This window comes from Solirubrobacter deserti (genome assembly GCF_027587175.1).
In the GTDB taxonomy this organism is placed as follows: domain Bacteria; phylum Actinomycetota; class Thermoleophilia; order Solirubrobacterales; family Solirubrobacteraceae; genus Solirubrobacter; species Solirubrobacter deserti.
This window is the reverse complement of sequence record NZ_JAPCID010000017.1, coordinates 17,879-40,258: the sequence shown is the minus strand read 5'-3', so window position 1 is coordinate 40,258 and position 22,380 is coordinate 17,879. Positions and strand designations below refer to the sequence as shown.

The window sequence follows — 22,380 nt, the reverse complement described above, 5'->3', positions numbered from 1 at the left end:
CGCGGCGCGGAACTGCGAGCATGCCGACCGTGGACGTCTCTCCTCTCGTCTGGGCCCTGACCCTGGTCGGCATCGCCGGCCTGCTCGCGTTCGACTTCATCTTCCACGTGCGCAAGGCGCACGTGCCAACGCTGCGGGAGGCCGGCACCTGGTCGGCCCTCTACATCGGGATCGCGCTGCTGTTCGGCGTCGGCGTGATGGTCCTCGGCGACACGACCATGGGCACCGAGTACTTCGCGGGCTACGTGACCGAGAAGGCGCTCTCGGTCGACAACCTGTTCGTCTTCCTGATCATCATGTCGAGCTTCGCGGTGCCCCGCGCGGACCAGCAGAAGGTCCTGCTGTTCGGCATCGTGTTCTCGCTGATCGCGCGCACCGGGTTCATCTTCCTCGGCGCCGCGCTGCTGAACTCGTTCGCCTGGGTCTTCTACCTGTTCGGGCTGATCCTGCTCATCACCGCGGGCAACATGCTGCGCCCGAGCGGCTCGGACAGCCACTCGGGCGAGAACATCGTCGTCCGGCTCGCCCGCCGCCTGTTCCCGACCACCAAGGAGTTCGACGGCGACAAGCTGTTCACGGTCGAGAACGGCAAGCGCGTGCTGACCCCGATGCTGCTGGTCATGGTCGCGATCGGCGGCACCGACATCCTGTTCGCGCTGGACTCGATCCCGGCGATCTTCGGCCTCACGCAGAACACGTTCATCGTGTTCACCGCGACCGCCTTCTCGCTGCTGGGCCTGCGCCAGCTGTACTTCCTGATCGACGGCCTGCTCGACCGCCTGGTCTACCTCGGCTATGGCCTCGCTGCGATCCTCGGCTTCATCGGCGTCAAGCTCATCCTGCACGCCCTGCACGAGAACAACGTGCCGTTCATCAACAACGGCGAGCACGTCGACGTCACCGAGATCAGCACCGGGCTCTCGCTCACCGTGATCCTCGGCGTGCTGGTCATCACCGTGATCGCGTCGCTGCTGAGTCCGTGGGGGCGGGCGCAGAACACGATCGCCGCCGCCCGCCGCCACGCCAAGGAGTACATCGAGATCGAGACCGACCACGCGCACCGCGAGCGGATCTTCGCCGCGCTGTGCGCCGAGGAGAACGAGCTCAAGGCGCTGCCCGAGAAGTACCGCAAGCGCATCCGTGAGGAGCAGGAGCTGATGGGTCTGCTGCGGCGTGCCCACGCCGAGCACGCCGAGCAGAACGCCATGGCCGCCTAGCTCACCTGGACGACGACCTTGCCGCTGGGCAGCTCGCCCGCGGCCGCCTGCGCGTGCAGCGCGGGCAGCTCGGCCAGCGGCACCCGCTGGGCGACCTCGACCCGCAGCTCGCCGCCGTCGATCAGCTCGACCAGGCGGGCGAGCAGCGCGGCGTCGCTGCGGACGAAGACGTCGACGCCGCGCACACCGCGGGCCTCGTCGGCGGGCGCCCGCATCCAGACCGTCGTGCTGACGACGACGCCGCCGTCGCGGACTCGGCCGGCCAGCGCGGCGAACTGCTCCGGGTCGATCGGCGCCAGGTTGAGCAGGACGTCGACCGGCTCGGTCACCGCCGCGGTCACGTCCGTGCCGGTGTGGTCGATCACCTCGTCGGCGCGCGCCGCCGTGACCCGGTCCCGGCTGCGCGCGCTGGCCGTGGCGATCACGTGCGCGCCGCCCCGCTTGGCCAGCTGCACGGCGTAGCCGCCGACCGCACCGCCGGCGCCGTTGATGAGCACGCGCTGCCCGGAGGTGAGCCCGCCGTGCTCGAACAGCGCCTGCCACGCCGTGAGGCCGACCACCGGCAGCGCCGCCGCGTCGGCCAGCGGGAGGCTCGCCGGCGCCGGCGCCAGGATCTCGGCCGGCGCCAGGACGTACTCGGCCGACGCGCCCGGCGCGTTCATCGGCAGGAAGCCGACGACGTCGTCGCCGACCTTGACCTGGGTCACGCCCTCGCCGACCGCGTCGACCGTGCCGGCGACGTCGATGCCCGGCGTGTGCGGCAGCTCCACCGGGATCGGGCCGCGCATGTTGCCGGCGCGGATGTTCGCGTCGACGCCGTTGAACGACGTGCCCGCGACGCGGATCCGCACCTCGCCGGCGCCGGGGACCGGCTGCTCGACGTCCTCGTAACGGAGGACATCGGCGTCGCCGTACTCGTGGAATCGCACTGCCTTCATGTCGCGCCTCGCTTCTGTGTTCGGTGTGTGCTTCGAATTTGAAGCATCTGTCGACCACCGTAGCACTGCTTCGAATTTGAAGCAAGTAGACTTCTGGGCATGCCCGATCCGCCACCGTCCCTCGACCCCGTCCAGCTCGGCGCCTACTTCGCGCTGATCGAGGTGACGAGCCTGCTGCGCCACGCCGTCGAGCAGCAGCTGCGCGAGGCCGGCGACCTCAGCTACGTCCAGTTCCAGCTGCTGGCCCGTCTCGGCGACGCGCCCACGGGCAGCCACCGCATGACCGACCTCGCCGACGGCGTCGTCTACAGCCGCAGCGCGCTGACCTACCAGGCCGGCCTGCTCGAGAAGGCGGGCCTGGTCACCCGCGCACAGGCCGAAGACGACGAGCGCGGCACCACGGTCACCATCACCGACGCCGGCCGCGAGCGGCTCGCGCGGGTGTTCCCCGGCCACATCGAGATCGTCCAGCAGCTGCTGTTCGAGCCGCTCTCGGGCGCCGACGTCAAGGCGCTCGCCGCGCTGCTGGAGCCGGTGCGCGACCACATGCGCGCGATCCCGCCCCGCTCGGCCGCACCGCGCCGCCGCAGGCACGCCTCGTAGGCGCACCGGTGGCTCAGACGATGTGCAGCTCCGGCGCGAGCTCGCCGCGCTCGAAGCGCTTGGCGCTCAGCGGCGCGACGTCCACGAACGGCTCGCGCCCGAGCACGAGGTCGCGCAGGATCTCGCCCGTCGCGGGCCCTTGCAGGAACCCGTGGCCGGAGAACCCGGTCGCGTACAGGAAGCGCGAGACGTCCTCGGCCTCGCCGATCATCGCGTTGTGGTCCGGGCTCATGTCGTAGAGCCCGGCCCAGCCGCCCTGGATCGGCGCGGAGACGATCGCCGGCACGCGCCGCTCGGCGACTTCCAGCAGCGCCGGGATCCAGTCGTCGGTGCGCTCGGTCGAGAAGCCCGGCAGCTCGTCCGGATCGCCCATCCCCATCAGCAGCCCGCGACCCTCGCGGTGGAAGTAGAAGCCGGACGCGAAGTCGATCGTCAGCGGGAGTTTGGCCGGCAGGTCGGGCAGCGGGGCGGTGAACAGCACCTGGCGGCGCAAGGGGGTGACGTCGAGGTGCACCCCGGCCAACGCGCCGCACGCGCGCGACCAGGCCCCGGCCGCGCAGATCACGGTGCCGGTGGTGACGTTCCCGTGCGGCGTGCGCACGCCCGTGATCGTCCCGTCGACCACGTCGATGCCCTCGACCGGCGTGGCGACGGCGAGGTGCGCGCCGTGCTCGCGCGCGCCGAACGCGTAGCCCTGCACGACCGCCTCGGGCGTGGCGTGGGCGTCGGTCGGGCAGTAGCTGGCGGCCAGGATGTCCTGTCCGGTGAGCAGCGGGCAGAGCTCCAGCGCCTCCTCCGGGCCGACGATCCGGGACGGCACGCCGAGCTCGTTCTGCAGCGCCACACTGCGCCCGAACGCCTCCACCTCGGCCTCGGTGGTGAGCACGAACAGGTAGCCGATCTCCTCGAAGTCGATCTCCCAGCCCGGCCGCTCCCCGAACGCCTTGCACGCCTCCAGGCTGCGCTTGGCGATCTGGATGTTGAGCGCGTCGGAGAACTGCGCGCGCAGCCCGCCGGCGGCCTTCGACGTGGACCCGCCCGCGAGTTGGTCGCGCTCGAGCAGCACGACCTCCGCGCCCGCCTCCGCGAGGTGGAACGCGGCGCTGGCGCCGACCACGCCGCCGCCCACGACGACGACGTCGGCACCGGACGGCAGCGGAGCGCGAGGCCGGGCCATGGCGTCAGACCTTCGGGAAGTTCTCGACGGGGAAGGTCTCGACCTCGGGCGAGCGCTGCTGGAACAGCACGCCGCCGTCGACGACCACCTTGCTGCCCGTGACGTAGGCGGCGTCGTCGGAGGCGAGGAAGACGGCGGGGCCGGCCATGTCCTCCGAGCGCCCGGCGCGCTGGAGCGGGACCGTCGCGGCGCTGCGGTCCAGCGCCTCCTGCGGCGCGTCGTCGGGGGCGATGAAGCCGGGCACGAGGCAGCAGACGCGGATGCCGTACGGCGCCAGGTCCAGCGCGAGCGCGCGGGTGAGCGCCTCGATGCCGCCCTTGGAGGCGTCGTAGGCGGTCATGCCGCGGTGCGCGCGGGTCGCGCCGCCCGAGGAGGTGTTGATGATCACGCCGCCGCCGTTGCGGGCCATGTGGCGCGCGGCCGCGACCGCGCACAGGTAGTGGCCGCGCAGGTTGGCGGCGATCACCGAGTCGAAGAACTCGATGTCGGCCTCGAAGACGTGCTTGACGGCGTCGCGCACGCGCCCGGCGTTGTTGAGCATCACGTGCAGGCCGCCGAACGTGTCGACCGCGGTGGCGACGAGCGCGTCGACCTGCGCGGGGTCGGAGACGTCCATCGTGACCGCGATCGCCTCGCCGCCCTCGGCCTTGATGCGCTCCGCGACCGAGCTCGCGTTGTCGCCGTTGATGTCGGCCACGACCACCTTTGCGCCCTCCTGCGCGTAGCGGATCGCGATCGCGGCGCCGATGGCACGCCCCGAACCGGTGATCACCGCGACCTTGCCGGCCAACTTGCTCATGCGTTCTCCTCGATCTCGAAGTCCTCGGGCCCCAGCACACGGCCCTCACGGGTTTGCCGGACGGTGACGCCGTAGAGCGTCTTGGCGGCCTCGACGCTGACGTAGCCGTCGACGACGTCGCGCAGCACGGCCTGCGGGTCGCGCTCCCGCGGGTCACCCACGCCGCCGCCGCCCGGCAGGTCGAGGCGCACGTGCGCGTCGGGCGCGAGCGAGGTGAGGCGCTTGGTCGGCAGCGCGGAGCCGTCGACGGTGATCTCGCCGACCGCGCCGTCGTGGCCGCCGTCGGCACCGGGCGCGGGGACCGTCGTGCGGTCCCCGAGCGCCGACACGCGCCACGCGTCGCCTTCGCGCAGGCTCATGATCGACGTCTGGCCGAGCCCGCCCCGCCACCGGCCCGCGCCGCCCGAATCGGTGCGCAGCGAGCGCTCCCGCTGCACGACCGGCGCCGACAGCTCGAACACCTCGGTCGGGACCGAGGCCACCGCGGACGGGAAGCCGCTGCTGTTGCGCCCGTCGCGCCCGCTCCACGCCCCGGCGCCCCCGGACTGGAACAGCGTGAGGTTGAACGGGCTCCAGACCGTGATCCAGAGCGCGTCGGAGCTGCCCGCGGCGTGGCGCTCGAGCACGGGCGCGAGCGCCGCCAGCACGACGCCCGGCAGGAAGTGGCCGACGGCGTGCCGGGAGGCGACCGGCGCGGGCGGGCGGCAGTTGAGGATCGACCCCTCCGGCGCGGTCACGTGCACCGGCGTGAACGAGCCGTCGTTGTGCGGGACGCCCGGCGCGACCGCCGCCTTGAGCGCGAAGGACGCGTAGGCGTGGGTGTAGTTGAGGACGACGTTGATGCCGTGCTCGCTCTGCGGCGAGGAGCCCGCGAAGTCGAGCGTGATCTCGTCGCCGTCGATGATCGCCGCGAGCTGCAGCACGATCCGCTCGCCGAACCCGTCGCTGTACCCGGTGGCCTCGTAGCGCCCGTCGGGGAGCTTGGCGATCGCCGCGCGCATCGCGTCCTCGGACCGCCGGCGGATCTCGGCGCCGACCGCCTCGAGGTCCTCCAGCCCCAGATCGTCGAGGCAGCGCAGCAGCGAGCGGGCGCCGACGTCGTTGGCGGCCATCTGCGCGTAGAGGTCGCCGACGGTCTCGCGCGGCGTGCGCACGTTGGCGCGGATCAGCGCCAGCAGGTCCTCGTTCATCTCGCCGCCGCGGGCGAGCTTGAGGATCGGCAGCCGCAGCCCTTCCTCGAAGACGTCGGACGCCTCCGCCGAGAGCAGCCGCCCGCCGATGTCCGGCGCATGGCAGGTGGAGGCGAAGAAGCCCACCGTCCGCTCGCCCCGGAAGACGGGCGTGACGACGGTCAGGTCGTTGATCTGGCCCGCGGTCATCCACGGGTCGTTGGTGATCAGCACGTCGCCGGGGTCGAGCGTGTCGGCCGGGTAGGCGTTGACGACGTGCTCGAGGCCCGTGGCCATGGCGTTGATGTGCCCCGGCGTCCCGCTGTGCGACTGGCCGAGCATCCGGCCCGCGCGGTCGAACACGCCACACGCGAGGTCCTCGGACTCGCGCACGATCGTGCTGAAGGCGGTCCGCACGAGCGTCGCCTGCTGCTCGTCCAGGATCGACGTCAGCCGGCCCGCGGCGATCCCGACGGTGACGGGGTCCAGTGTCACATCCGCTCCTTCCGCGCCACGCGGGAGCGAGCCGCCAGGCGAGTTCTCGCCGAAGCATGCGAGCGCCCAGCGCGAGTCATGCGTCCCCCTCGATGATCAGGCTGCCGTCCTCGGCGACCCGGGCGGTCGCGCCCGGGCCGACGACGGTGGTGGACTCGCGCTCCTCGACGATCGCGGGGCCCTCCACCTGCGTGCCGACCGCCATCCGGTAGCGGTCGAAGATCGGCGTCTCGCGGTAGCCGTCCTCGAACCACACGTCGCGCGTGCCCTTGCGGGCGTCGCCGTCACCGGCGGGGGCGGCCACGAGCCGCAGGTCCGGGTCCGGCCCGCGGCTGAGCACGCGCCAGCTGATGGCCTCGATCGGCACGTCCGGCCCCGTGCGGCCGTGCGCGCGGACGTACGCGGCCTCGAACGCCGCCCGCAGGTCCTCGCCCGGCGCGATCGGCACCGTCACCTCGAAGCCCTGGCCGACGTAGCGCATGTCGATCGAGCGCTCGTGCGTGATGTCCTCGTCGGCGAGGCCGGAGGAGGACAGGATCTCCGCGCCCTGGGCCTCCAGCTCGGCGAACAGCGGCTCGGCGCGCTCGAGCGTGCTCTCGTCGACCGGCTCGAGCTTGCTGCGCACCCCGTCGGTCGCGAGCGGCGCGGCGAGCACGCCGACGCTGCTCATCACTCCCGCGGCGGCGGGCACGATCACGGTGGTGGTGCCGAGTGCGGCGCCGACGCCGAACGCGTGCACCGGGCCGGCCCCGCCGAACGCGAACAGCGGCAGCCCGGTCGCGTCGTGGCCGCGCTCGGCGGCGTGCACGCGCGCGGCGCTCGCCATGTCCTCGTTGACGAGGCGGTGGATGCCCCACGCCGCCTCCTCGACGCTCAGGCCGAGCGGGTCGGCGATGTGGGTCTTGATCGCGGTGCGCGCGGCCTCGACGTCCAGCGCCATCTCGCCGCCGAGGAAGAACCCGGCGTCCAGATAGCCGAGCACGAGGTCGGCGTCCGTGACCGTCGGCCGGGTGCCTCCGCCGCCGTAGCACGCGGGTCCGGGATCGGCGCCCGCGGACTGCGGTCCGCAGGCCAGCAGCCCGAGCGTGTCGACGTGCGCGAGCGACCCGCCGCCCACCCCGATCTCGATCATGTCGATCGTCGGCGTCTTGATCGGCAGCCCCGACCCGCGCGTGAAGCGGTCGGTGCGCGCGGCCTCGAACTCGTGCGTGACGAGCGGGCGGCCGTCCTCGATCAGGCACAGCTTGGCCGTCGTGCCGCCCATGTCGAACGACATCAGGTCGCGGAAGCCGTTGAAGGCGGCGAAGCGGGCGGCGGCCAGCGCGCCGGCGGCCGGCCCGGACTCGAGCATCCGGATCGGGCGGTCGGCCGCGTCGCGCGCGGTGGCCACGCCGCCGTTGGAGAGCATCACGCGCAGGCGGTCGCCGGCGCCGAGCGCGCTCAGCCGCGCCTCCAGGTCGTCGAGATAGCGCACGACGCGGTCCTGCACGAACACGCTCGCCGCGGTCGTCTGGGTGCGCTCGTACTCGCGGATCTCCGGCGCGATGTCGCTGGAGAGGGCGACGCGCAGGTCGGGCGCGGCGCGCCGGACGGCGTCGCGCGCGGCGCGCTCGTTGGCGGGGTTGGTGAAGCTGTGCAGGAAGCAGATGGCAACCGCCTCCACGCCGCGCTCGGCCAGCTCGGCCGCCAGCGCCGCGACGTCCTCGACGTCGACCTCGAGCTCGACGGTGCCGTCGGCGAGCGTGCGCTCCGGGACGTCGAAGCGCAGGTGCCGCGGGACGAGCGGGTCGGGACGCCAGACGTCGAGCCGGTAGATGTCGGGCCGCCGCTCGCGCGCGAGCTCGATCACGTCGCGGAACCCAGCCGTGGCCAGCAGCGCGATCTTCGCGCCCTTGCGCTCGATCAGCGCGTTCGTCACCAGCGTCGTCGCGTGGACCACCCGCGTGAGGTCGCCGCCGTCGAACGGCTGGTCTTCGAGCGCGTCGCGCAGCACCGTCTCGACGCTGTCGGCGGGTGCCGCGGGCGTGCCGAGCGCCTTGCCGATCGCGACGATCCCGTCCGGGCCGGCGATGCAGAGGTCCGTGAACGTCCCTCCGATGTCGACTCCTGCTCTCATTGCGCGTGCTCCACCGCTTCGGTCATACCAATATCTCCGAGCCCGCGCCGGTTCCAGCTCTCCAGGTGCGCGCGCATCAGGCGCCGGGCGGCCTCGGCGTCGCCGTCCGCCACGGCCTGGGTGATCGCCGCCATGTCGCCGGGGACCGTGGGCACGAGCTCCACCGTATGCGGCCGGGTCGCCGCCCGGTGGCGCCGCAGCACCGCCTCGTGGATGCCGAGCGCGATCCCGATCCGCAGCCGGTTCTTGGTGGCGCGGGCGAGCGCCTCGTGCCAGCGAACGTCGACCTCCACGACCGCCGCGAGCGTCTCAGGGTCCCCGGCGGCCGCCTTGGCCTCGCTGACGAGCGCGCGCAGCTCGGCGATGTCATCGGCGTTCGCGCGGCGCGCCGCCCACGCCGCGTTCTCGCTCTCGAAGTCGAGCCGGTACTCGGCCAGGTCCTCGAGCGAGGCGCCGCGCAGGTTGACGACCGCGGCGAGCGCCTCACCGACCGTCGAGGCCGGCGGCGCGGCCGCGTAGGAGCCGCCGCCCTTGCCCGGGCGGACCTCGATCAGCCCGACCGCCTCCAGCGCCCGCAGCGCCTCGCGCAGGGTCGGCCGGCCGACGCCGAGCTCCTCGGACAGCTGACGCTCGACCGGCAGCCGCTGCCCCGGGCGGATTCGTCCCGAGTAGATCGCTTCGCGCAGCTGCTCGACGACGTCGTCGAACGACCGCGAGGCACGGGTCTCGCTCATCACGTCGAGGTTGTACCAGCTTTGGGCCATTTGTGGTATGACCAATAAGTGCTCACGTCACCGACATGGCAGCAGACGCTGGCCGACGCCCTGCTCGAGGCGGGCGTCGAAGTGGCGGCCTGGGTTCCCGACAAGCGCCTGGCGCCGATCGGCCGCCGCCTCGCCGAGCGCGGCGTCCCGCTGCGCACGCTGACCCGCGAGGAGGAGTGCTTCGGCTACGCCGCGGGGTACCGCGCCGCCGGCGGGCTGCCCGTCGTGCTGGCGCAGTGCTCGGGCCTGGGCAATTCGCTCAACGCCATCGGCTCGCTCGTCATCCCCTACGGCCTCGCGTTTCCCGTCGTCCTCTCGATGCGCGGCACGCTGGGCGAGCGCAACCCGGCGCAGATGCCGCTCGGCCGCACGACGGTCGCGACGCTGGATGCGCTCGGCGTCCAGGCCTTCCCGTTGCGCGACCCCGACGACGCGGCCAGGATCGTCAAGGGGGCGGTGGCGGTCGCCGAGGGCGCGCGCGTGCTCGCCCCGATCCTCCTCGAGGCGGAGCTGGAGCTGTGAGCCTGAACCCGACCGACATCGTCCGCGCAATCCTCGAGGCGGCGCCCGACGCGCTCGCGGTCTCCTCGCTCGGCACCGCCACTTCAGCGCTGCGCGCGGCCAGCGACGACGGCCCGCACCTGTACATGGGCGGCTCCATGGGCACCGCGCTCGCGGCGGCGCTCGGCGTGGCCGAGAAGCGACCCGACCGCACCGTGCTCGCCCTGCTCGGCGACGGGGAGACCTTGATGGGCGCCGGCTCGCTGTGGTCGCTGGCGGGGCTCGCGCCGCGCAACCTGCTCGCGATCGTGCTCGTCGACGGCCACTACTCGATCACGGGCGGCCAGGCGCTCGGCGTCCCGGACGTCTTCGCCGGCGTCGCCGCGGCGCTCGGCCTGCACACGGCGACCGCGCGGACCGCCGACGAGGTCGCCGAGCACGTGGCGAACCTGCCGCGCCCGGGCCTGCTGGAGGTCCGCTACGAGGACCGCGCCTGGCCCGGCCCGTCGCCGTTCGTCGACGCGCCCGTGGTGCGCTGGCGCTTCGAGGCGGCCGCGACCGCGCGATGAGCAATTTCGCGGCCCGCATCCTGCAGGCGGACGGGCTCGCGCTGATCGAGCGAACCCGCTCCGGCGAGCGTCGCGAGTGGACGTTCCCGCAGGTGCGCGAGCGGGTCGAGGCGCTCGCCCGCGCGCTCGACGACCTCGGCCTGCGGGGCGGCGACGTCGTGCTGACGTTGATCGGCAACCGCCCGGCGTGGGTGTTCACGATGCTGGCCGCGTTCCGGCAGGGGTACGTCGTCCTGCCGTGCAACGAGCAGCTGCGCGCGAAGGACCTACGCCAGCGCCTGGGCACGGTGCCGGTCTGCGCCGTGGTCGCCGACCCGCGCAACCGGGCGGAGCTCGAGGCCGCGCGGGTCGACTGCCCGGTTCTGTGGACGGACGAGCTGCCCGAGCACACCGACGCCGCTCCGGCGGTCGTCGCGACCGGCCTGGACGAGCCGGCGCTGATGACGTTCACGTCCGGCACCAGCGGCCTGCCGAAGTGCGTCGTGCACGCACACCGCTACCTGTGGGGGCAGCGCCTGCAGGGCCGGCACTGGATGGACGTCCGCTCGGGCGACCGCGTCTGGTGCACCGCCGCCTCCGGCTGGTCGAAGTCGGCCCGCAACGCGTTCATCGCCCCGTGGCTGCAGGGCGCCGCCGCCGTCCTGCACGACGGGCGCTTCGACGCGCAGGAGCGCATGCACCTGCTCGCCGAGGAGCGCGTCGACGTGCTGTGCATGGCGCCGACCGAGTACCGCGTGATCGTCAAGCGCGACGCGCTGCGGCCCACGCCGACGCTGCGCAGCTGCCTCGCCGCCGGTGAGGCGCTCAACCCCGAGATCCTGCGCGTCTGGAGCGAGACGACCGGCGTCGAGATCCGCGACGGCTACGGCCAGACCGAGACCGGCCAGATCACGGCGATGCCGGCCGGCGTCCCGGCGCGCCCCGGCAGCATGGGCCGGCCGCTCCCGGGCGTGCGCTGCTGGATCGAGGACGGCGAGCTGGTGCTCGACCCGAGCACGGTGCCGACCTTCTTCCTCGGCTACCACGACCACCCGGCGCCCGTCGGGCCGTGGCGCACGGGCGACCGCGTGCACGCCGACGAGGACGGCTACCTGTACTTCGAGGGGCGAGCGGACGACGTGATCGTCTCCGCCGGCTACCGGATCGGCCCGTTCGAGGTCGAGTCCGCGCTGCTCGAGCATCCCGCCGTCGCCGACGCGGCGGCCGTCGCGGCGCCCGACTCCGAGCGGGGCAGCATCGTCCGCGCGGTCGTCGTCCTGCGCGACGGGTTCGCCGCTGGGCCGGATCTCGCGCGCGAGCTGCAGGAGCACGTCAAGGGCATCACGGCGCCGTACAAGTACCCCCGGCGGGTCGACTTCGTCGACGCGCTGCCGCGCACGGTCAGCGGCAAGCTGCGCCGCAGCGCGCTCAGGTGACGTCCCGCGGGCGCCCCATCGCCTCGATAACGCGCTGCAGGTAGTTCGCGACGACGCGCTGCTCGTCCGGCCCGAGCGACTGCGCGTCGGCGTCCACCAGGTCGCGCTGCTGGTCGCGGCGGGGTTCGCCGCGCTGGCCGCGATCGTCTGCGCGCTGGTCGCGCCGCGGGATGTGAAGACCGTCAGCGATCCGCAGGCCGTGGCCGCGTGACGGATGCGGCGGCTCGGCACGCGAAGACGACGACGGTCAGCGTGCCGAGGCCGACGACCACCCCACCGACCACGTCCAGCGGATGGTGCATCCCCCGGTACAGGCGGGAGAGCGCGACCAGCATCGGCACCGCGACGGCGATCGTCCAGGCGATCGCCCGCGTGTGGCGGCTCCGCACCGCCGGAATCACGAGCAGCATCAGGCCCGCGTAGACCGCGACCGAGGCGGCGCTGTGCCCGGACGGGTAGCTGCCGCCCAGAGGCAGGCCGTCGAGCCGTTCGACCCCGGGCCGGTCGCGCGCGACCAGGTTCAGCGTCAGCCGGTACGCCGCCGTCTCGACCGGCAGCAGGCACGCGACGAACACGGCGATCAGCCAGTTGCGGCGCACGGCGGCCACGAGCGCGACCAGCCCCGCCAGCGAGGCCAGTGCCGGACCGCCGCCGATCCACGACACCACGGACGAGACGTCGTCGAGCAGCGGCGTGCGCCCGGCGGCGAGCTCGTCGACCACGCCCTCGTCTGCATCCCGGATACCGCCGCTGCCCAACACCACCTCGGTGACCAGCGTCCCGAGCAGCACCGAGACCGCGGCGAACGCGACGAAGCCGGCGAGCAGCGCGACCACGAACACCGCCGCCGGCGGCCACGCCGGCAGCCACGCCACCACCCGCGCGGCCGGCCCGGACGGCCGCGGGCGCAACAGTGCGGGCACCCACCGGTCGCTCATCAGACGACGAGGTCCCCTCAGCGTGAGCGCGACTAACGCGCGACGCGCCCGCCACAGTGCGCGCTGATGCTCCGCGCGCTGCCGGCTCGGCGGCTCGACTGCGTCGCTTGACGCAAGGGACAACTGGTCACGTGAAGATCCCGTAGCAGCGCGCCGCGGCGGGGTCGTCGGCGCTGCGCGCCTTGAGCCACGCGCGGGTCAAATCCGTCGCCGTCTTGGCGGTGACCCCCCCGAGCCCGATCAACGCACCCGCCGTGTTTCGCCGCCAACCAGCCCGCGTACGCTGCCGCAACACCATCCCGACGTCGGCTTTCACCTTGCTCTGCGCCTCACGAGCTTGCTCGTCTTGGAGGTCCGCGCGGCGGATCGCTGGATCGACTGCACCTCCTCCCGCAGGACCCGCGCCATGTCCTCCGGGGATTCGCCACGCACGCGATCGAGACCGCGGCTGAGGGCAAGGCGGTAGTCGACCCAGGCGTCCTGCCCTCGGAGAGCCAGCACGTCTTCGGCTCCGACCCGAGCGAGCCCGGGGAGGGCGAGGCGATTCAACGCCGCCGCGTTGCTCGAATCCCGACCCGGCGGCGAGGCGACGCTCTGCGCGACCAGCCACTGCAGCGCGATGTCCTCCTCGTGGCTCTCCACCACGAGGTCCCCCGGCTCGCCGGCCTCCACGGCGAGCAACTTGTCGAGGACCGAGCCGAAGGGTTGGAACATCCGACTTTCCGTGACGCCGTGGGAGTACGTTCCTCGCTGCCCGGATTCGAGCGCCTGCCACCGCTCGTAGTCCGCGCGTGCCGCGCGACCCAGAGCCCACTCGATGGCACACGCGACCGAGTCCGGATGCGTTCCGGCGTCCTCGGACACCACCTGTCCCATCGGACCGGGCAGCATCTCGACGGCGCGCGGGACAAGGACGAGAATCCCCGCCTCGATGAGAGGACGCAGGTAGGCGAGCGTCTCCAGGTAGTTGGTCAGCCATGCCTTGTCGGAGTCGCACGCCAGCCAGCGTGGCGTTCCCGATCCCGCGACGTACTTGGGATTCAGCGCCCTGCTCAGGATGCGACCCAACGAGTCGTTGCCGTACGCGCCGTGCGCGTACAGCAGCTGCCTCAGCACGCGCTGCAGCGCCGCTTCCGCCACCTCGCGGTCCCGCCTGAAGTTGTTGCGGACCAGCGAGCGGGCGGCGGGCCAGAACTCATCCGGCGGCGCGCACCGTGATTCGAACGCCTTCGCGTACTGCCGGTACTCGGCGTCGAGTGCGCTCAGCTCGTCGATCGTAGCCTCTCGGCTCGGTCGATCAACTGCGGGTCGAGCGGGCCGAGCACCCGCTCGATTACGTCGATGACAGTGGCCGTCACGCGCTGAGGATGCGCACGACGGGTGATCGCCAAACGCCCCCGAAACACGATGTCCGGCACGAAAGACGCGCCGGACCTTCAGATGGTGGGAGCAGGATTCGAACCTGCGAAGGCTGAGCCAACGGGTTTACAGCCCGTCCCCTTTGACCGCTCGGGAATCCCACCGGGCGGCGGCTAGTTTAGCGACCCTCAATCGTCGTGACGGCCCCGTTTGTCCGAGGGCCGCTTCGCGACCGCCTCGATCTCGACGAGCCACCCCGCGACCGGCAGGCCCGCGACTTCCAGCGCCGTGCGCGAGGGCCGTACCGGGTTGACCACCAGCGGCGGCGCGGGTTCGCCCGTACCGCGACGCTGTGGGATCACGGCGCCCGTGTGCAAATTGACGTTGGCGAAGAACTGGCGGTAGGCGCGGTTGAAGCCCGCGAAGTCCATCGTGTTTGAGCCCGGAGCGTTGTCCATATACACGCGCAGGGTCAGCACGTCGCGCATCGTCAGGCCGACCGACGCGAGGTTGTCGGCGATCCGCGCGAGCGCGTTCATGCCCTGGGCCTCGGTGATCGTGACGCCGGGTGAGAGGACGCCGCCGGGGAAGTGCGCGGGGTCGACGTACCGCTCGGGCGTGCCGTTCGGCGCGGCCGGGTTCAGCGCGCCCGGGCCGATCCCGCTCGAGTAGTAGAGCTCGACGCCGTCGCCCACGCTCACGCCGCTGGCGATGAACGGGTCGGGCACGGACGTGTCGATGTTGTGGATGGCCTGGTCCGGGCGAGTCGGGGGCGAGTCCGGGCGCGGCGGGAACTTCGAGAAGTCCCAGCCCGGGGCCAGGCGCCCGGAGGCGGCCACGCCGCCCGCGAACACCAGCACGAACGCCACCGCCAGCACGGCCGCGCGATGCAGGTTCATCAGGCGCTCCTGACTCGGTCGTGGATCTGCATGACGACCTTGCGGGCCGACTCGATCGCGCCTGACTGCCAGGCGATGTAGTAGCTGAGGTGGTCGCCGGCGAAGTAGACGTTGCCGTCGGGCTCGAGCAACCGGGTGTACTGGCCGCTGGTGCGCGATGGCCAGGAGACCCAGCCGCCCTCGCTGTAGCGGATCTTCTGCCAGGCCACCGAGAAGGACGTGCGCAGCTCGCGCGCGTAGGCGTCACCGTGGATCTTGCGGCCCTGCGCGAGCGCGCGCGACAACCGCTCGGGCAACGGCGCGTCGCCGTAGGACACCGCGTTGGCGCCGAAGTTGTAGTAGCCGACGACGAGCCCGCGGTCCCCGAGGTAGCCGTAGGACGGGTACCAGATCGTGGACAGGTCCATGTTGGTGTTGGTGATGCCGCCGAAGATCTGCTCGTCTTCCTCCCAGAAGCGGCGCTTGTACTCGAGCCCGATCTTGCCCGTCGCGACGCCGACGGCGTAGGCGAGCGCGTCCTTGGTCGCCGGCGCGAGGTTGCTGGCGACGCCCTTCATGACCTGCGGCGGGATCGTGCAGACGGCGAAGTCGCCCTCGGCCACGCGCGTGCGCCAGCCGTCGCGGTAGGCGACGCGGACCCCGCCGCCCACGTTGAGCACCTCGACGACCGGCGCGTCGGAGACGATCCGGCCGCCCGTCCGCCGGACGGCCTCGGCCAGCGCGTACGGGATCCGGTCCATGCCGCCGACGGGCTGGAACATCAGCATCGCCTGATCCCAGCCGAACTCGAACGAGAAGTTGTTGCCGATCTGGCTCTGCAGCAGCTCCTCCAGCGCGAAGGGCGGTCCCAGCGGCGTGCCGGCCTCGGTTCCGGCGCCCGGCTCGACGGAGTACCCGCGCCGCGAGCCGCCCGTGTACGCGTTCTGGGCGTTGATCGCGCCGAACGAGCGCAGGAAGCTGATCAGCCGCGCCTGGTCGGCCTCGTTCAGGCGCCCGTCGAGCGCGCCCTGATCGGTCGCCTTGGCGAGCAGCTCGGACACGTAGCCGTACATGTCCGCCTTGCCGGTGCGGTGGCGGATCGGCTTGCCGCTGAGCGGGCCGACGCCTTCGTTGTAGTAGTAGGCGTCGGCGTTGGCGTTCGTGAAGACCTCGATCGGCACGCCGAGCTCGCGGCAGTAGTCGAGCGTCACCATGTGGCCGGCGATGCGCGCGGGGCCGGCGTTCAGGTACTGGCCCTTGCTGAAGTCCGCGCGCTGGCGGACGCCGCCGATCTCGGTCTCCTCCGTCCCGCCGCGCACGGTCCAGTTGCGGCCGCCGGGCCGCCCGCGCGCCTCGAGCACGGTGCAGCGGTACCCGGCCTTGCCGAGCTCGTAGGCCGTGACGAGCCCGGCCACGCCGGCGCCGAGCACGACCACGCTGGGCCGGCCGTGGTGACCGGCGTAGTCGAAGTCGGCCTTGTGCGGCGGTCGCCAGGCCGCCTGCTCACCGGCCCAGGCGGCCGGCGCGTTGGTCGGAGACGCGATGAGCCCGAGCGCATCCATCGTCCCGTACATCGCGCCCGCTCCGCCGACGAGCCCCACCCGCGTCAGGAAATCCCGACGCTTCATGCCCTCCTGCATACTGAACGCCCCCCGTCCCTCGTTGCCGAGGGGCATTCTGTGAGCATGTTGTGCGGACGAACATGGACATGCGGGCCGAATCCGGTTCGACCGACGGTCGTCAACGCGGGATGACCCGCTCCGTTTCCGGGTCGAACAGGTGGACGCGGTCGAGATCGACGCGCAGGTGCACGTGCACCCCCGGGTCCGCGCGGAAGGACGGCGGGACGCGCGCGACGAAGCGCGTCGTGTCGTCGACGAGCTCCTCGTCCGGCGTGTCGAGCATGTCGCCGGTCAGCACGGACGAGGTGGGGGCCTCCAGATGCAGGAGCACGTCGCTGCCCAGCATCTCGCTCAGCACCACGCGCAGCGACAGCACGTCCGGGCCGTCCTCACCCGCCGGCTCGAGCGCCTCCGGCCGGATGCCGACGATCACCTCGCCGCGGTGCGGCGTGCGAACCGCGAGCCGTTGGGTGCCGAGCATCACCCCGGCCTCGGAGGCGACGCCGCGCAGCAGGTTCATCGCGGGGGAGCCGATGAAGCCGGCCACGAACACGTTCGCGGGCCGCTCGTACAACGCCTGCGGCGTGTCGACCTGCTCCAGGCGCCCGTCGCGCATGACCGCGACCCGGTCGCCCATGGTCATGGCCTCGGTCTGGTCGTGGGTGACGTACAGGGTCGTCGTTCCGAGCTCCTGGTGCAGCCGCGCGATGTACGCGCGCATCTCCACCCGGAGCTTCGCGTCCAGGTTCGACAACGGCTCGTCCATCAGGAACGCCTCGGGCGAGCGGACGATCGCGCGGCCCAGCGCCACGCGCTGGCGCTGGCCGCCGGACAGCGCCTTCGGCCGGCGCTCGAGCAGCTCGCCGATCCCGAGGCGGGAGGCGGCCGAGGCGACGCGCGCGCGCACGTCGTCCTTGGGCACCTTCTGCAGCTTCAGCGCGAAGCCCATGTTCTCGGCCACGCTCATGTGCGGGTACAGCGCGTAGGACTGGAAGACCATCGCGATGTCGCGGTCCTTCGGCGCCACGTCGGTGACGACCCGGGAGCCGATCGAGATCTCGCCTGACGTCGTCTCCTCCAGGCCCGCGAGCATCCGCAGCGCGGTCGACTTGCCCGAGCCGGACGGGCCGACGAGGATCGTGAACTCGCCGTCGGGGATCTGCAGGTCCAGCTCGTCCACGGCCCTCGTGCCGTCGTCGAAGACCTTGGACACGCCCTCAAAGGCGATCGACGCCATCACGCACCCCCTCCCCGCGTCGCCGCGATGTGATCCCGGTACCAGAGCGCGCTCCGCTTCAGAATCCGCTCCTGCGTCTCGTAGTCGACGCGCACGATCCCGAAGCGCTTGTCGTAGCCGTGCTCCCACTCGAAGTTGTCCAGCAGCGACCACGCGTGGTAGCGCTTGACGTTCACGCCCTCGCGCGCCGCGCGCCGCAACGCCTCGAGATGGGACGAGAGGTACGCCACGCGCGACGGGTCCTCGACCACGCCGTCGACCAGCTTCTCGTCGTCGAACGCGGCCCCGTTCTCGGTGATCCAGATCTCGAGGTCGCCGTAGTCGGCGCGCAGTCGGACCAGCAGCTCGTGCAAGCCGCTCGCGTCGACCGGCCAGCCCATCGCGGTCAGCGCGCCGCGCGGCGCGTAGGTGGAAGCGCCCAGCGGCGCCTCCGAAGACGCCCGCACGTAGGTCGGGTTGTAGTAGTTGACGCCGAGGAAGTCGATCGGGCGCGAGATCACGTCCAGGTCCTCGGGATTGACCGGCAGCGCGCCGAAGACGCGCTCGTAGGCCTCGATCATCTCGGCGGGGTACGTCCCGCGCAGCACGGGGTCCAGGAACCAGCGGTTCTGGTGCGCGTCCATCAGCGCGGCGGCCTCCGGCTCCCCGCGCATGGGGTTCAGGTTGAGCGTGATCCCGACGGGCGTGTCCGGCACCCGCGCGCGCAGCGCGTCCACCGCCAGCCCGTGCGAGAGCAGCAGGTTGTGCGACACGGCCAGCGCCGTCGGCCAGTCGCGGATGCCGGGCGCCTTGCGCCCGTGCGCGTGGCCGAGGAACGCCACCACCCACGGCTCGTTGTGGGTGATCCAGCCCTCGACCACGTCGCCGAGCACGGACGCCATCGAGTCCGCGTACTCGGCGAAGCGCAGCGCGGTGTCCCGCACGGCCCAGCCACCGGCCTCCTGCCGCGCCTGCGGCAGGTCCCAGTGGTAGAGCGTCGCGACCGGCTCGATCCCGCGCTCCAGCAGCCCTTCCACCAATCTCCGGTACCAGGCGACGCCCCGGGCGTTCAGCGGCCCGCGCCCGTCCGGCTGCACGCGCGGCCAGGCGATCGAGAAGCGGTAGGACTCCAGCCCGAGCGACACCATCAGGTCCAGGTCGTCGGTCCACCGGTGGTAGTGGTCGCACGCGACGTCACCGGTGTCGCCGTTGACCACATTCCCGGGCAGGTGGCTGAACCGATCCCAGATGGACTCGCCGCGGCCGTCCTCGCGCGCGGCACCTTCCACCTGATAGGAGGCAGTCGCCGCGCCGAAGCGGAAGCCGGCGGGCAGTCCGTCGGCCGCGGCAAGCCACGGCTGGGGAGCGGTCGCCGTCATCCCTTCACCGCCCCGGCGGTGATGCCCTTCACCAGCCAGCGCTGCGTCGCGAAGAACGCGATCAGAACGGGCAACGTCGAAACCACACCGGCCGCCATCAGCTGGGCCGTCCTTTCCTGATAGTTACCGATGAAGTTGCGGATGCCGATCGGGATCGTCTCGGCGTTCTCCTGCGTCAAGGCGGCGACGAACAGCAGCTCGTCCCACGCGAACAGGAAGGCGTACACGAACGTGGCGACCAGCCCGGGCGCCGCGGCGGGCAGCACGATCTTCACGAACGCGCCGAAGCGGTTGCACCCGTCGACCATCGCGGCCTCCTCGAGATCCCGCGGGATCGCGATGAAGAAGTACCGCATGAAGTAGATCGCCACCGGCGTGAAGAACGCGGTGTAGACCAGCACCATCCCGAGGTGCGTGTCGAACAGCGCGATCGGCGTGTTCTGCTTGAGCCACACGAAGCCCATGAACACGGGCAGCAGGAACAGGGAGCCGGGGATCAGCTGCGTGCCGACCACGCCGAGCGAGAGCGCCTTCCCGCCGCGGAACTGGAAGCGCGCGAGCGCGTAGCCGGCGCACGCCGCGAACGCCGTCGCGCACAACGCCGCGGCCGTGCAGATGATCAACGAGTTCAACAGGTAGCGCTCGAAGTCGACGCTCTGCCACATGCGCGTGAACGCGTCGAACGTCGGCGACAGCAGGTCATAGGCCCCGCGGGAGAGCTGGCCGTCCGTCTGCAACGAGGACAGCACCAGCCACAGGATCGGCGAGAGCATCAACGCCAGCACGAGCCACGTCAGGGCATCCAGGCCCCGGTTCACCAAGCGAGCACTCATGTCGCCTCCAGATCTCGCTTGAACGCGCGGTACCAGACGGCCACCCACACGCACATGGCGAGCGTGAGCAGGACCGAGGCCGCGGCGCCGAAGCCGAACAGGTTGTTGGAGAAGGACTGCCGGACGATCAGCGTCATCATCAGGTCGGCGTCCGGGCCCGGGTTCGAGCCGAGCATGATGTACGGGATCGCGAACTGGTACGCGGCGTAGATCACGCAGAACAGCAGCTGCACGGCGATCAGCGGCCGCAGCAGCGGCAGGGTGATGTAGCGGAAGCGCCGCAGCGGGCCGGCGCCGTCGATCGCGGCGGCCTCGTGGAGCTCCTGCGGCATCGCCTGCAGGCCGGCGAGGAAGAAGATCATCGCGAACGGCAGCCCCCGCCAGATCGACGGGATCACGATCGCCCACATCGAGTTCTCGCCCAGCAGCCAGATCGGACGCTCGCCGAGCAGCCCGGTGTAGTCGACCAGGATCTTGTTGACGATCCCGACGTCGCTCTGCCACATGAAGCCCCACAGCACCGCGACGACGAAGCTCGGCACGATCCACGGGGTGAGCATCAGCGTGCGCACGAGCCGCTGGCCGCGCATCGGCCGGTTGAGCAGCAGCGCGATCGCCAGGCCGCCGACGATCGTGCCGCCGACGGTCCAGAACGTGTAGACGAACGTGTTCTGGACGGCGCCGAAGAAGCCGTCGTGCAGCGGGTTCGCGGTGTCGAAGAGGATGCCGCGGTAGTTCTCGAGCCCGCTCCAGGGGGCGTCGAAGAGGCGCGAGAACGTGAAGGTGTTGAGCCGCTTGAAGGAGAGGAGGATCCCGCCCGTCGTGGGGATCAGGTGCACCAGCACCATGAACGTGACGGCGGGGGCGATCAGCCCGTAGGCGAACCAGTTCCGGCGCCGGCGCGGGCGGCGAGGCCGCCCCGCACGCGAGGGGAGAACGCGTGCGGAGCGGGCCTCGGGGGGCGGCTGGAGGGTCGTGGGTGCCACTACCCCGCCGACTGGGCCAAGAGCCCGTCGGCCTCCTTCGCCGCGGCGTCGAGCTGGGACTTCACGGTCGCCGCGCTGTAGTCCGTGCCGACGCCTGCCGCGCTGTCGAGAATGTTCCCGAAGCGCGTCTTGTACGCGTTCTCGATCTGGCCCCACTGCGGGATCGGGGCGTAGGTGCGCCCGGATTGGATGGCCTGGAAGAACGCCTTGTGGTTCTCGGAGCTGTCGCCGACCTGCTGCTGGGGATCCAGCCGCGCCGGGAACATGCCGAGGAGCTTCGCGTAGTCGATCTGGGTCTGGTCGGAGCTGAGGAACTTCACCAGCGCCCACGCCTCGTTCGGGTACTTGGTGTTCTTGAACACCATCAGGTCCGAGCCGCCGACGAACGTGTAGGCCTTGCCGCCCGGGCCGGTCGGCATCGGGGCCACGCCGACGTTGGCGCGCGCCTCCTCGGACCACGTGTCGTCCTCGGCCCGATCGATCGAGCCGAGCACCCACGGACCGCCGATCCAGACCGCGAGCCGGCCGCCCTTGAACTGGTTCTCGACCTGCGTGCCGTCACGCTCGAGCTGGGACTTGTCGAACAGGCCGGACGTGATCAGGTCGCCCATGAACTCCACGCCCGCCTGCGACTCGGGCGAGTTGATCGTCGACTGCTTGGCGTCCGCGGACAGCTCCGCACCGCCGTTGTCCCACACGAACGGCATGACCTGGTGCACGAGGTCGTAGGCCTTCTTGCCGGGCGCGCCGAACGGCTCGATGTCCGGCACCTTGTCCTTGATGGCCTGCAGCGTGGCCTTGAAGGAGTCCAGGTCCTGGAACGCCGTGGCCGGATCGACGCCGGCCTTCTCGAGCACGTCCTTGCGGTAGTAGATCGAGCGCGCCTCCGTGAACCACGGCACGGCCCACGTGCCCTCCTGGCCCTGCACCTGCGTGGTGTTCCAGATGCCCTCGGCGTAGGCCGCCTTGCCGCCGATCTCCTCGACGCGGTCGCTCAGGTCCATGAACCCGCCGAGCGCGGCGAAGAACGGCACCTGGGTCGTGCCGGCCTGCGTGATGTCGGGGCCCTCGCCGGCGACGGCTGCGTTGCGGATGCGGTCGAACTGGACGTCCCAGCCGACCTCCTGCACGTCGACCTTCACGCCCGTCTTGGCCGTGAAGGGGGCGACCATCTTCTGCAGGTCCTCCTTCGGCTGCGGCGAGTTGGGCATCGTCCACAGCGTCAACGTGACGCCCTTCTGCAGCGCTTCTCCCTGCGCGGCCTTGGTGTTGTCCGTGCTGCTGTTGTCCTCGCCGCCGCACGCGGCGAGCGCGAGCGCGGTCGCCGCCACGGCGACCGCAAGCCTCTTCGGCATGGGGTTCTCCCTCCTCCATTGCGATGCTGACAAAAACGGTTTTGGTACGGC

Annotated in this window: 21 protein-coding genes and 1 tRNA gene; 5 read left to right on the top strand and 17 right to left on the bottom strand. The window is 71.8% G+C overall.

Annotation, left to right across the window (positions count from 1 at the left end; genetic code table 11):
* Nucleotides 1–29 precede the first annotated feature (29 nt).
* Nucleotides 30–1,217 carry a TerC family protein gene (locus OJ962_RS13855; protein ID WP_202955270.1) on the top strand — a complete coding sequence of 396 codons (1,188 nt, stop codon included), beginning with the start codon at nt 30–32 and terminating at the stop codon, nt 1,215–1,217.
* On the opposite strand, the gene OJ962_RS13850 is transcribed toward OJ962_RS13855, so the two are convergent.
* Nucleotides 1,214–2,155, bottom strand: coding sequence for an NADP-dependent oxidoreductase (locus OJ962_RS13850; protein WP_202955269.1), 942 nt, complete (start codon nt 2,153–2,155; stop codon nt 1,214–1,216). The genes OJ962_RS13855 and OJ962_RS13850 overlap by 4 nt on opposite strands.
* A gap of 99 nt (nt 2,156–2,254) precedes the next feature.
* Here OJ962_RS13850 and OJ962_RS13845 point away from each other — a divergent pair, with 99 nt between their 5' ends.
* Complete coding sequence (locus OJ962_RS13845) at nt 2,255–2,758, top strand: MarR family winged helix-turn-helix transcriptional regulator (RefSeq protein WP_202955268.1); 504 nt, start codon at nt 2,255–2,257, stop codon at nt 2,756–2,758.
* A 13-nt stretch (nt 2,759–2,771) separates the two neighbouring features.
* Here OJ962_RS13845 and OJ962_RS13840 read toward each other — a convergent pair whose 3' ends face one another.
* From OJ962_RS13840 to OJ962_RS13820, 5 genes are all read right to left on the bottom strand, one after another.
* On the bottom strand, nt 2,772–3,935 hold the full coding sequence (locus tag OJ962_RS13840) for an NAD(P)/FAD-dependent oxidoreductase (RefSeq protein WP_202955267.1): 1,164 nt from the start codon (nt 3,933–3,935) through the stop codon (nt 2,772–2,774).
* 4 nt (nt 3,936–3,939) lie between these two features.
* Nucleotides 3,940–4,734, bottom strand: coding sequence for an SDR family NAD(P)-dependent oxidoreductase (locus OJ962_RS13835; RefSeq protein ID WP_202955266.1), 795 nt, complete (start codon nt 4,732–4,734; stop codon nt 3,940–3,942).
* Nucleotides 4,731–6,398: a hydantoinase B/oxoprolinase family protein gene (locus OJ962_RS13830; protein WP_202955265.1), complete on the bottom strand. Its 1,668-nt coding sequence runs from the start codon at nt 6,396–6,398 to the stop codon at nt 4,731–4,733. The genes OJ962_RS13835 and OJ962_RS13830 overlap by 4 nt, the downstream gene beginning before the upstream one ends.
* A gap of 76 nt (nt 6,399–6,474) precedes the next feature.
* Nucleotides 6,475–8,514 (bottom strand): hydantoinase/oxoprolinase family protein, encoded by a 2,040-nt coding sequence (locus tag OJ962_RS13825; RefSeq protein WP_202955264.1) that lies wholly within the window; start codon nt 8,512–8,514, stop codon nt 6,475–6,477.
* Complete coding sequence (locus OJ962_RS13820) at nt 8,511–9,248, bottom strand: FadR/GntR family transcriptional regulator (RefSeq protein ID WP_202955263.1); 738 nt, start codon at nt 9,246–9,248, stop codon at nt 8,511–8,513. The genes OJ962_RS13825 and OJ962_RS13820 overlap by 4 nt, the downstream gene beginning before the upstream one ends.
* 48 nt (nt 9,249–9,296) lie before the next feature.
* Between OJ962_RS13820 and OJ962_RS13815 the strand changes: the two genes are divergently transcribed.
* Genes OJ962_RS13815 through OJ962_RS13805 form a run of 3 tightly spaced genes read left to right on the top strand, consistent with a single transcriptional unit; the run spans nt 9,297 to nt 11,763 of the window.
* Nucleotides 9,297–9,800, top strand: a complete 504-nt coding sequence (locus tag OJ962_RS13815; protein WP_202955262.1) for a thiamine pyrophosphate-binding protein — start codon at nt 9,297–9,299, stop codon at nt 9,798–9,800.
* Nucleotides 9,797–10,348 (top strand): thiamine pyrophosphate-dependent enzyme, encoded by a 552-nt coding sequence (locus OJ962_RS13810; protein WP_202955261.1) that lies wholly within the window; start codon nt 9,797–9,799, stop codon nt 10,346–10,348. The genes OJ962_RS13815 and OJ962_RS13810 overlap by 4 nt, the downstream gene beginning before the upstream one ends.
* Nucleotides 10,345–11,763, top strand: coding sequence for an acyl-CoA synthetase (locus OJ962_RS13805; protein WP_202955260.1), 1,419 nt, complete (start codon nt 10,345–10,347; stop codon nt 11,761–11,763). Before OJ962_RS13810 ends, OJ962_RS13805 begins: the two co-directional genes overlap by 4 nt.
* A 182-nt stretch (nt 11,764–11,945) precedes the next feature.
* Here the strand turns inward: OJ962_RS13805 and OJ962_RS13800 are convergent, their stop codons facing one another.
* The 11 genes from OJ962_RS13800 to OJ962_RS13750 form a co-directional block, all read right to left on the bottom strand.
* Nucleotides 11,946–12,701, bottom strand: coding sequence for a phosphatase PAP2 family protein (locus OJ962_RS13800; RefSeq protein ID WP_202955259.1), 756 nt, complete (start codon nt 12,699–12,701; stop codon nt 11,946–11,948).
* A 127-nt stretch (nt 12,702–12,828) separates the two neighbouring features.
* Nucleotides 12,829–13,017: a hypothetical protein gene (locus tag OJ962_RS13795; protein WP_270006404.1), complete on the bottom strand. Its 189-nt coding sequence runs from the start codon at nt 13,015–13,017 to the stop codon at nt 12,829–12,831.
* The gene (locus OJ962_RS13790) at nt 13,014–13,841 is read right to left on the bottom strand and encodes a hypothetical protein (protein WP_270006403.1); all 828 of its coding nucleotides are present in this window, start codon (nt 13,839–13,841) and stop codon (nt 13,014–13,016) included. The genes OJ962_RS13795 and OJ962_RS13790 overlap by 4 nt, the downstream gene beginning before the upstream one ends.
* Nucleotides 13,842–14,142: 301 nt before the next feature.
* Nucleotides 14,143–14,224: transfer RNA gene (locus OJ962_RS13785), tRNA-Tyr, on the bottom strand.
* A 24-nt stretch (nt 14,225–14,248) separates the two neighbouring features.
* On the bottom strand, nt 14,249–14,959 hold the full coding sequence (locus OJ962_RS13780) for a Rid family hydrolase (RefSeq protein WP_202955257.1): 711 nt from the start codon (nt 14,957–14,959) through the stop codon (nt 14,249–14,251).
* A complete protein-coding gene (locus tag OJ962_RS13775; RefSeq protein ID WP_202955256.1) occupies nt 14,959–16,566 on the bottom strand; it encodes a flavin monoamine oxidase family protein in 1,608 nt (535 codons plus the stop codon). Before OJ962_RS13775 ends, OJ962_RS13780 begins: the two co-directional genes overlap by 1 nt.
* Before the next feature lie 112 nt (nt 16,567–16,678).
* The gene (locus tag OJ962_RS13770; RefSeq protein ID WP_202955255.1) at nt 16,679–17,797 is read right to left on the bottom strand and encodes an ABC transporter ATP-binding protein; all 1,119 of its coding nucleotides are present in this window, start codon (nt 17,795–17,797) and stop codon (nt 16,679–16,681) included.
* The gene (locus tag OJ962_RS13765) at nt 17,797–19,155 is read right to left on the bottom strand and encodes a GH1 family beta-glucosidase (RefSeq protein WP_202955254.1); all 1,359 of its coding nucleotides are present in this window, start codon (nt 19,153–19,155) and stop codon (nt 17,797–17,799) included. The genes OJ962_RS13770 and OJ962_RS13765 overlap by 1 nt, the downstream gene beginning before the upstream one ends.
* Nucleotides 19,152–19,988: a carbohydrate ABC transporter permease gene (locus OJ962_RS13760; RefSeq protein WP_202955253.1), complete on the bottom strand. Its 837-nt coding sequence runs from the start codon at nt 19,986–19,988 to the stop codon at nt 19,152–19,154. Before OJ962_RS13760 ends, OJ962_RS13765 begins: the two co-directional genes overlap by 4 nt.
* A complete protein-coding gene (locus tag OJ962_RS13755) occupies nt 19,985–20,974 on the bottom strand; it encodes a carbohydrate ABC transporter permease (RefSeq protein ID WP_202955252.1) in 990 nt (329 codons plus the stop codon). The genes OJ962_RS13760 and OJ962_RS13755 overlap by 4 nt, the downstream gene beginning before the upstream one ends.
* Nucleotides 20,974–22,329, bottom strand: coding sequence for a sugar ABC transporter substrate-binding protein (locus tag OJ962_RS13750; protein ID WP_202955251.1), 1,356 nt, complete (start codon nt 22,327–22,329; stop codon nt 20,974–20,976). Before OJ962_RS13750 ends, OJ962_RS13755 begins: the two co-directional genes overlap by 1 nt.
* Nucleotides 22,330–22,380: the final 51 nt, after the last annotated feature.

Coding starts and splice junctions, on each gene's coding strand:
- OJ962_RS13850 (WP_202955269.1), bottom strand. CDS start 2,155: ATGAAGGCAGTGCGATTCCACGAGTACGGCGACGCCGATGTCCTCCGT.
- OJ962_RS13845 (WP_202955268.1), top strand. CDS start 2,255: ATGCCCGATCCGCCACCGTCCCTCGACCCCGTCCAGCTCGGCGCCTAC.
- OJ962_RS13840 (WP_202955267.1), bottom strand. CDS start 3,935: ATGGCCCGGCCTCGCGCTCCGCTGCCGTCCGGTGCCGACGTCGTCGTC.
- OJ962_RS13835 (WP_202955266.1), bottom strand. CDS start 4,734: ATGAGCAAGTTGGCCGGCAAGGTCGCGGTGATCACCGGTTCGGGGCGT.
- OJ962_RS13825 (WP_202955264.1), bottom strand. CDS start 8,514: ATGAGAGCAGGAGTCGACATCGGAGGGACGTTCACGGACCTCTGCATC.
- OJ962_RS13820 (WP_202955263.1), bottom strand. CDS start 9,248: ATGAGCGAGACCCGTGCCTCGCGGTCGTTCGACGACGTCGTCGAGCAG.
- OJ962_RS13805 (WP_202955260.1), top strand. CDS start 10,345: ATGAGCAATTTCGCGGCCCGCATCCTGCAGGCGGACGGGCTCGCGCTG.
- OJ962_RS13800 (WP_202955259.1), bottom strand. CDS start 12,701: ATGAGCGACCGGTGGGTGCCCGCACTGTTGCGCCCGCGGCCGTCCGGG.
- OJ962_RS13780 (WP_202955257.1), bottom strand. CDS start 14,959: ATGAACCTGCATCGCGCGGCCGTGCTGGCGGTGGCGTTCGTGCTGGTG.
- OJ962_RS13775 (WP_202955256.1), bottom strand. CDS start 16,566: ATGAAGCGTCGGGATTTCCTGACGCGGGTGGGGCTCGTCGGCGGAGCG.
- OJ962_RS13770 (WP_202955255.1), bottom strand. CDS start 17,797: ATGGCGTCGATCGCCTTTGAGGGCGTGTCCAAGGTCTTCGACGACGGC.
- OJ962_RS13765 (WP_202955254.1), bottom strand. CDS start 19,155: ATGACGGCGACCGCTCCCCAGCCGTGGCTTGCCGCGGCCGACGGACTG.
- OJ962_RS13760 (WP_202955253.1), bottom strand. CDS start 19,988: ATGAGTGCTCGCTTGGTGAACCGGGGCCTGGATGCCCTGACGTGGCTC.
- OJ962_RS13750 (WP_202955251.1), bottom strand. CDS start 22,329: ATGCCGAAGAGGCTTGCGGTCGCCGTGGCGGCGACCGCGCTCGCGCTC.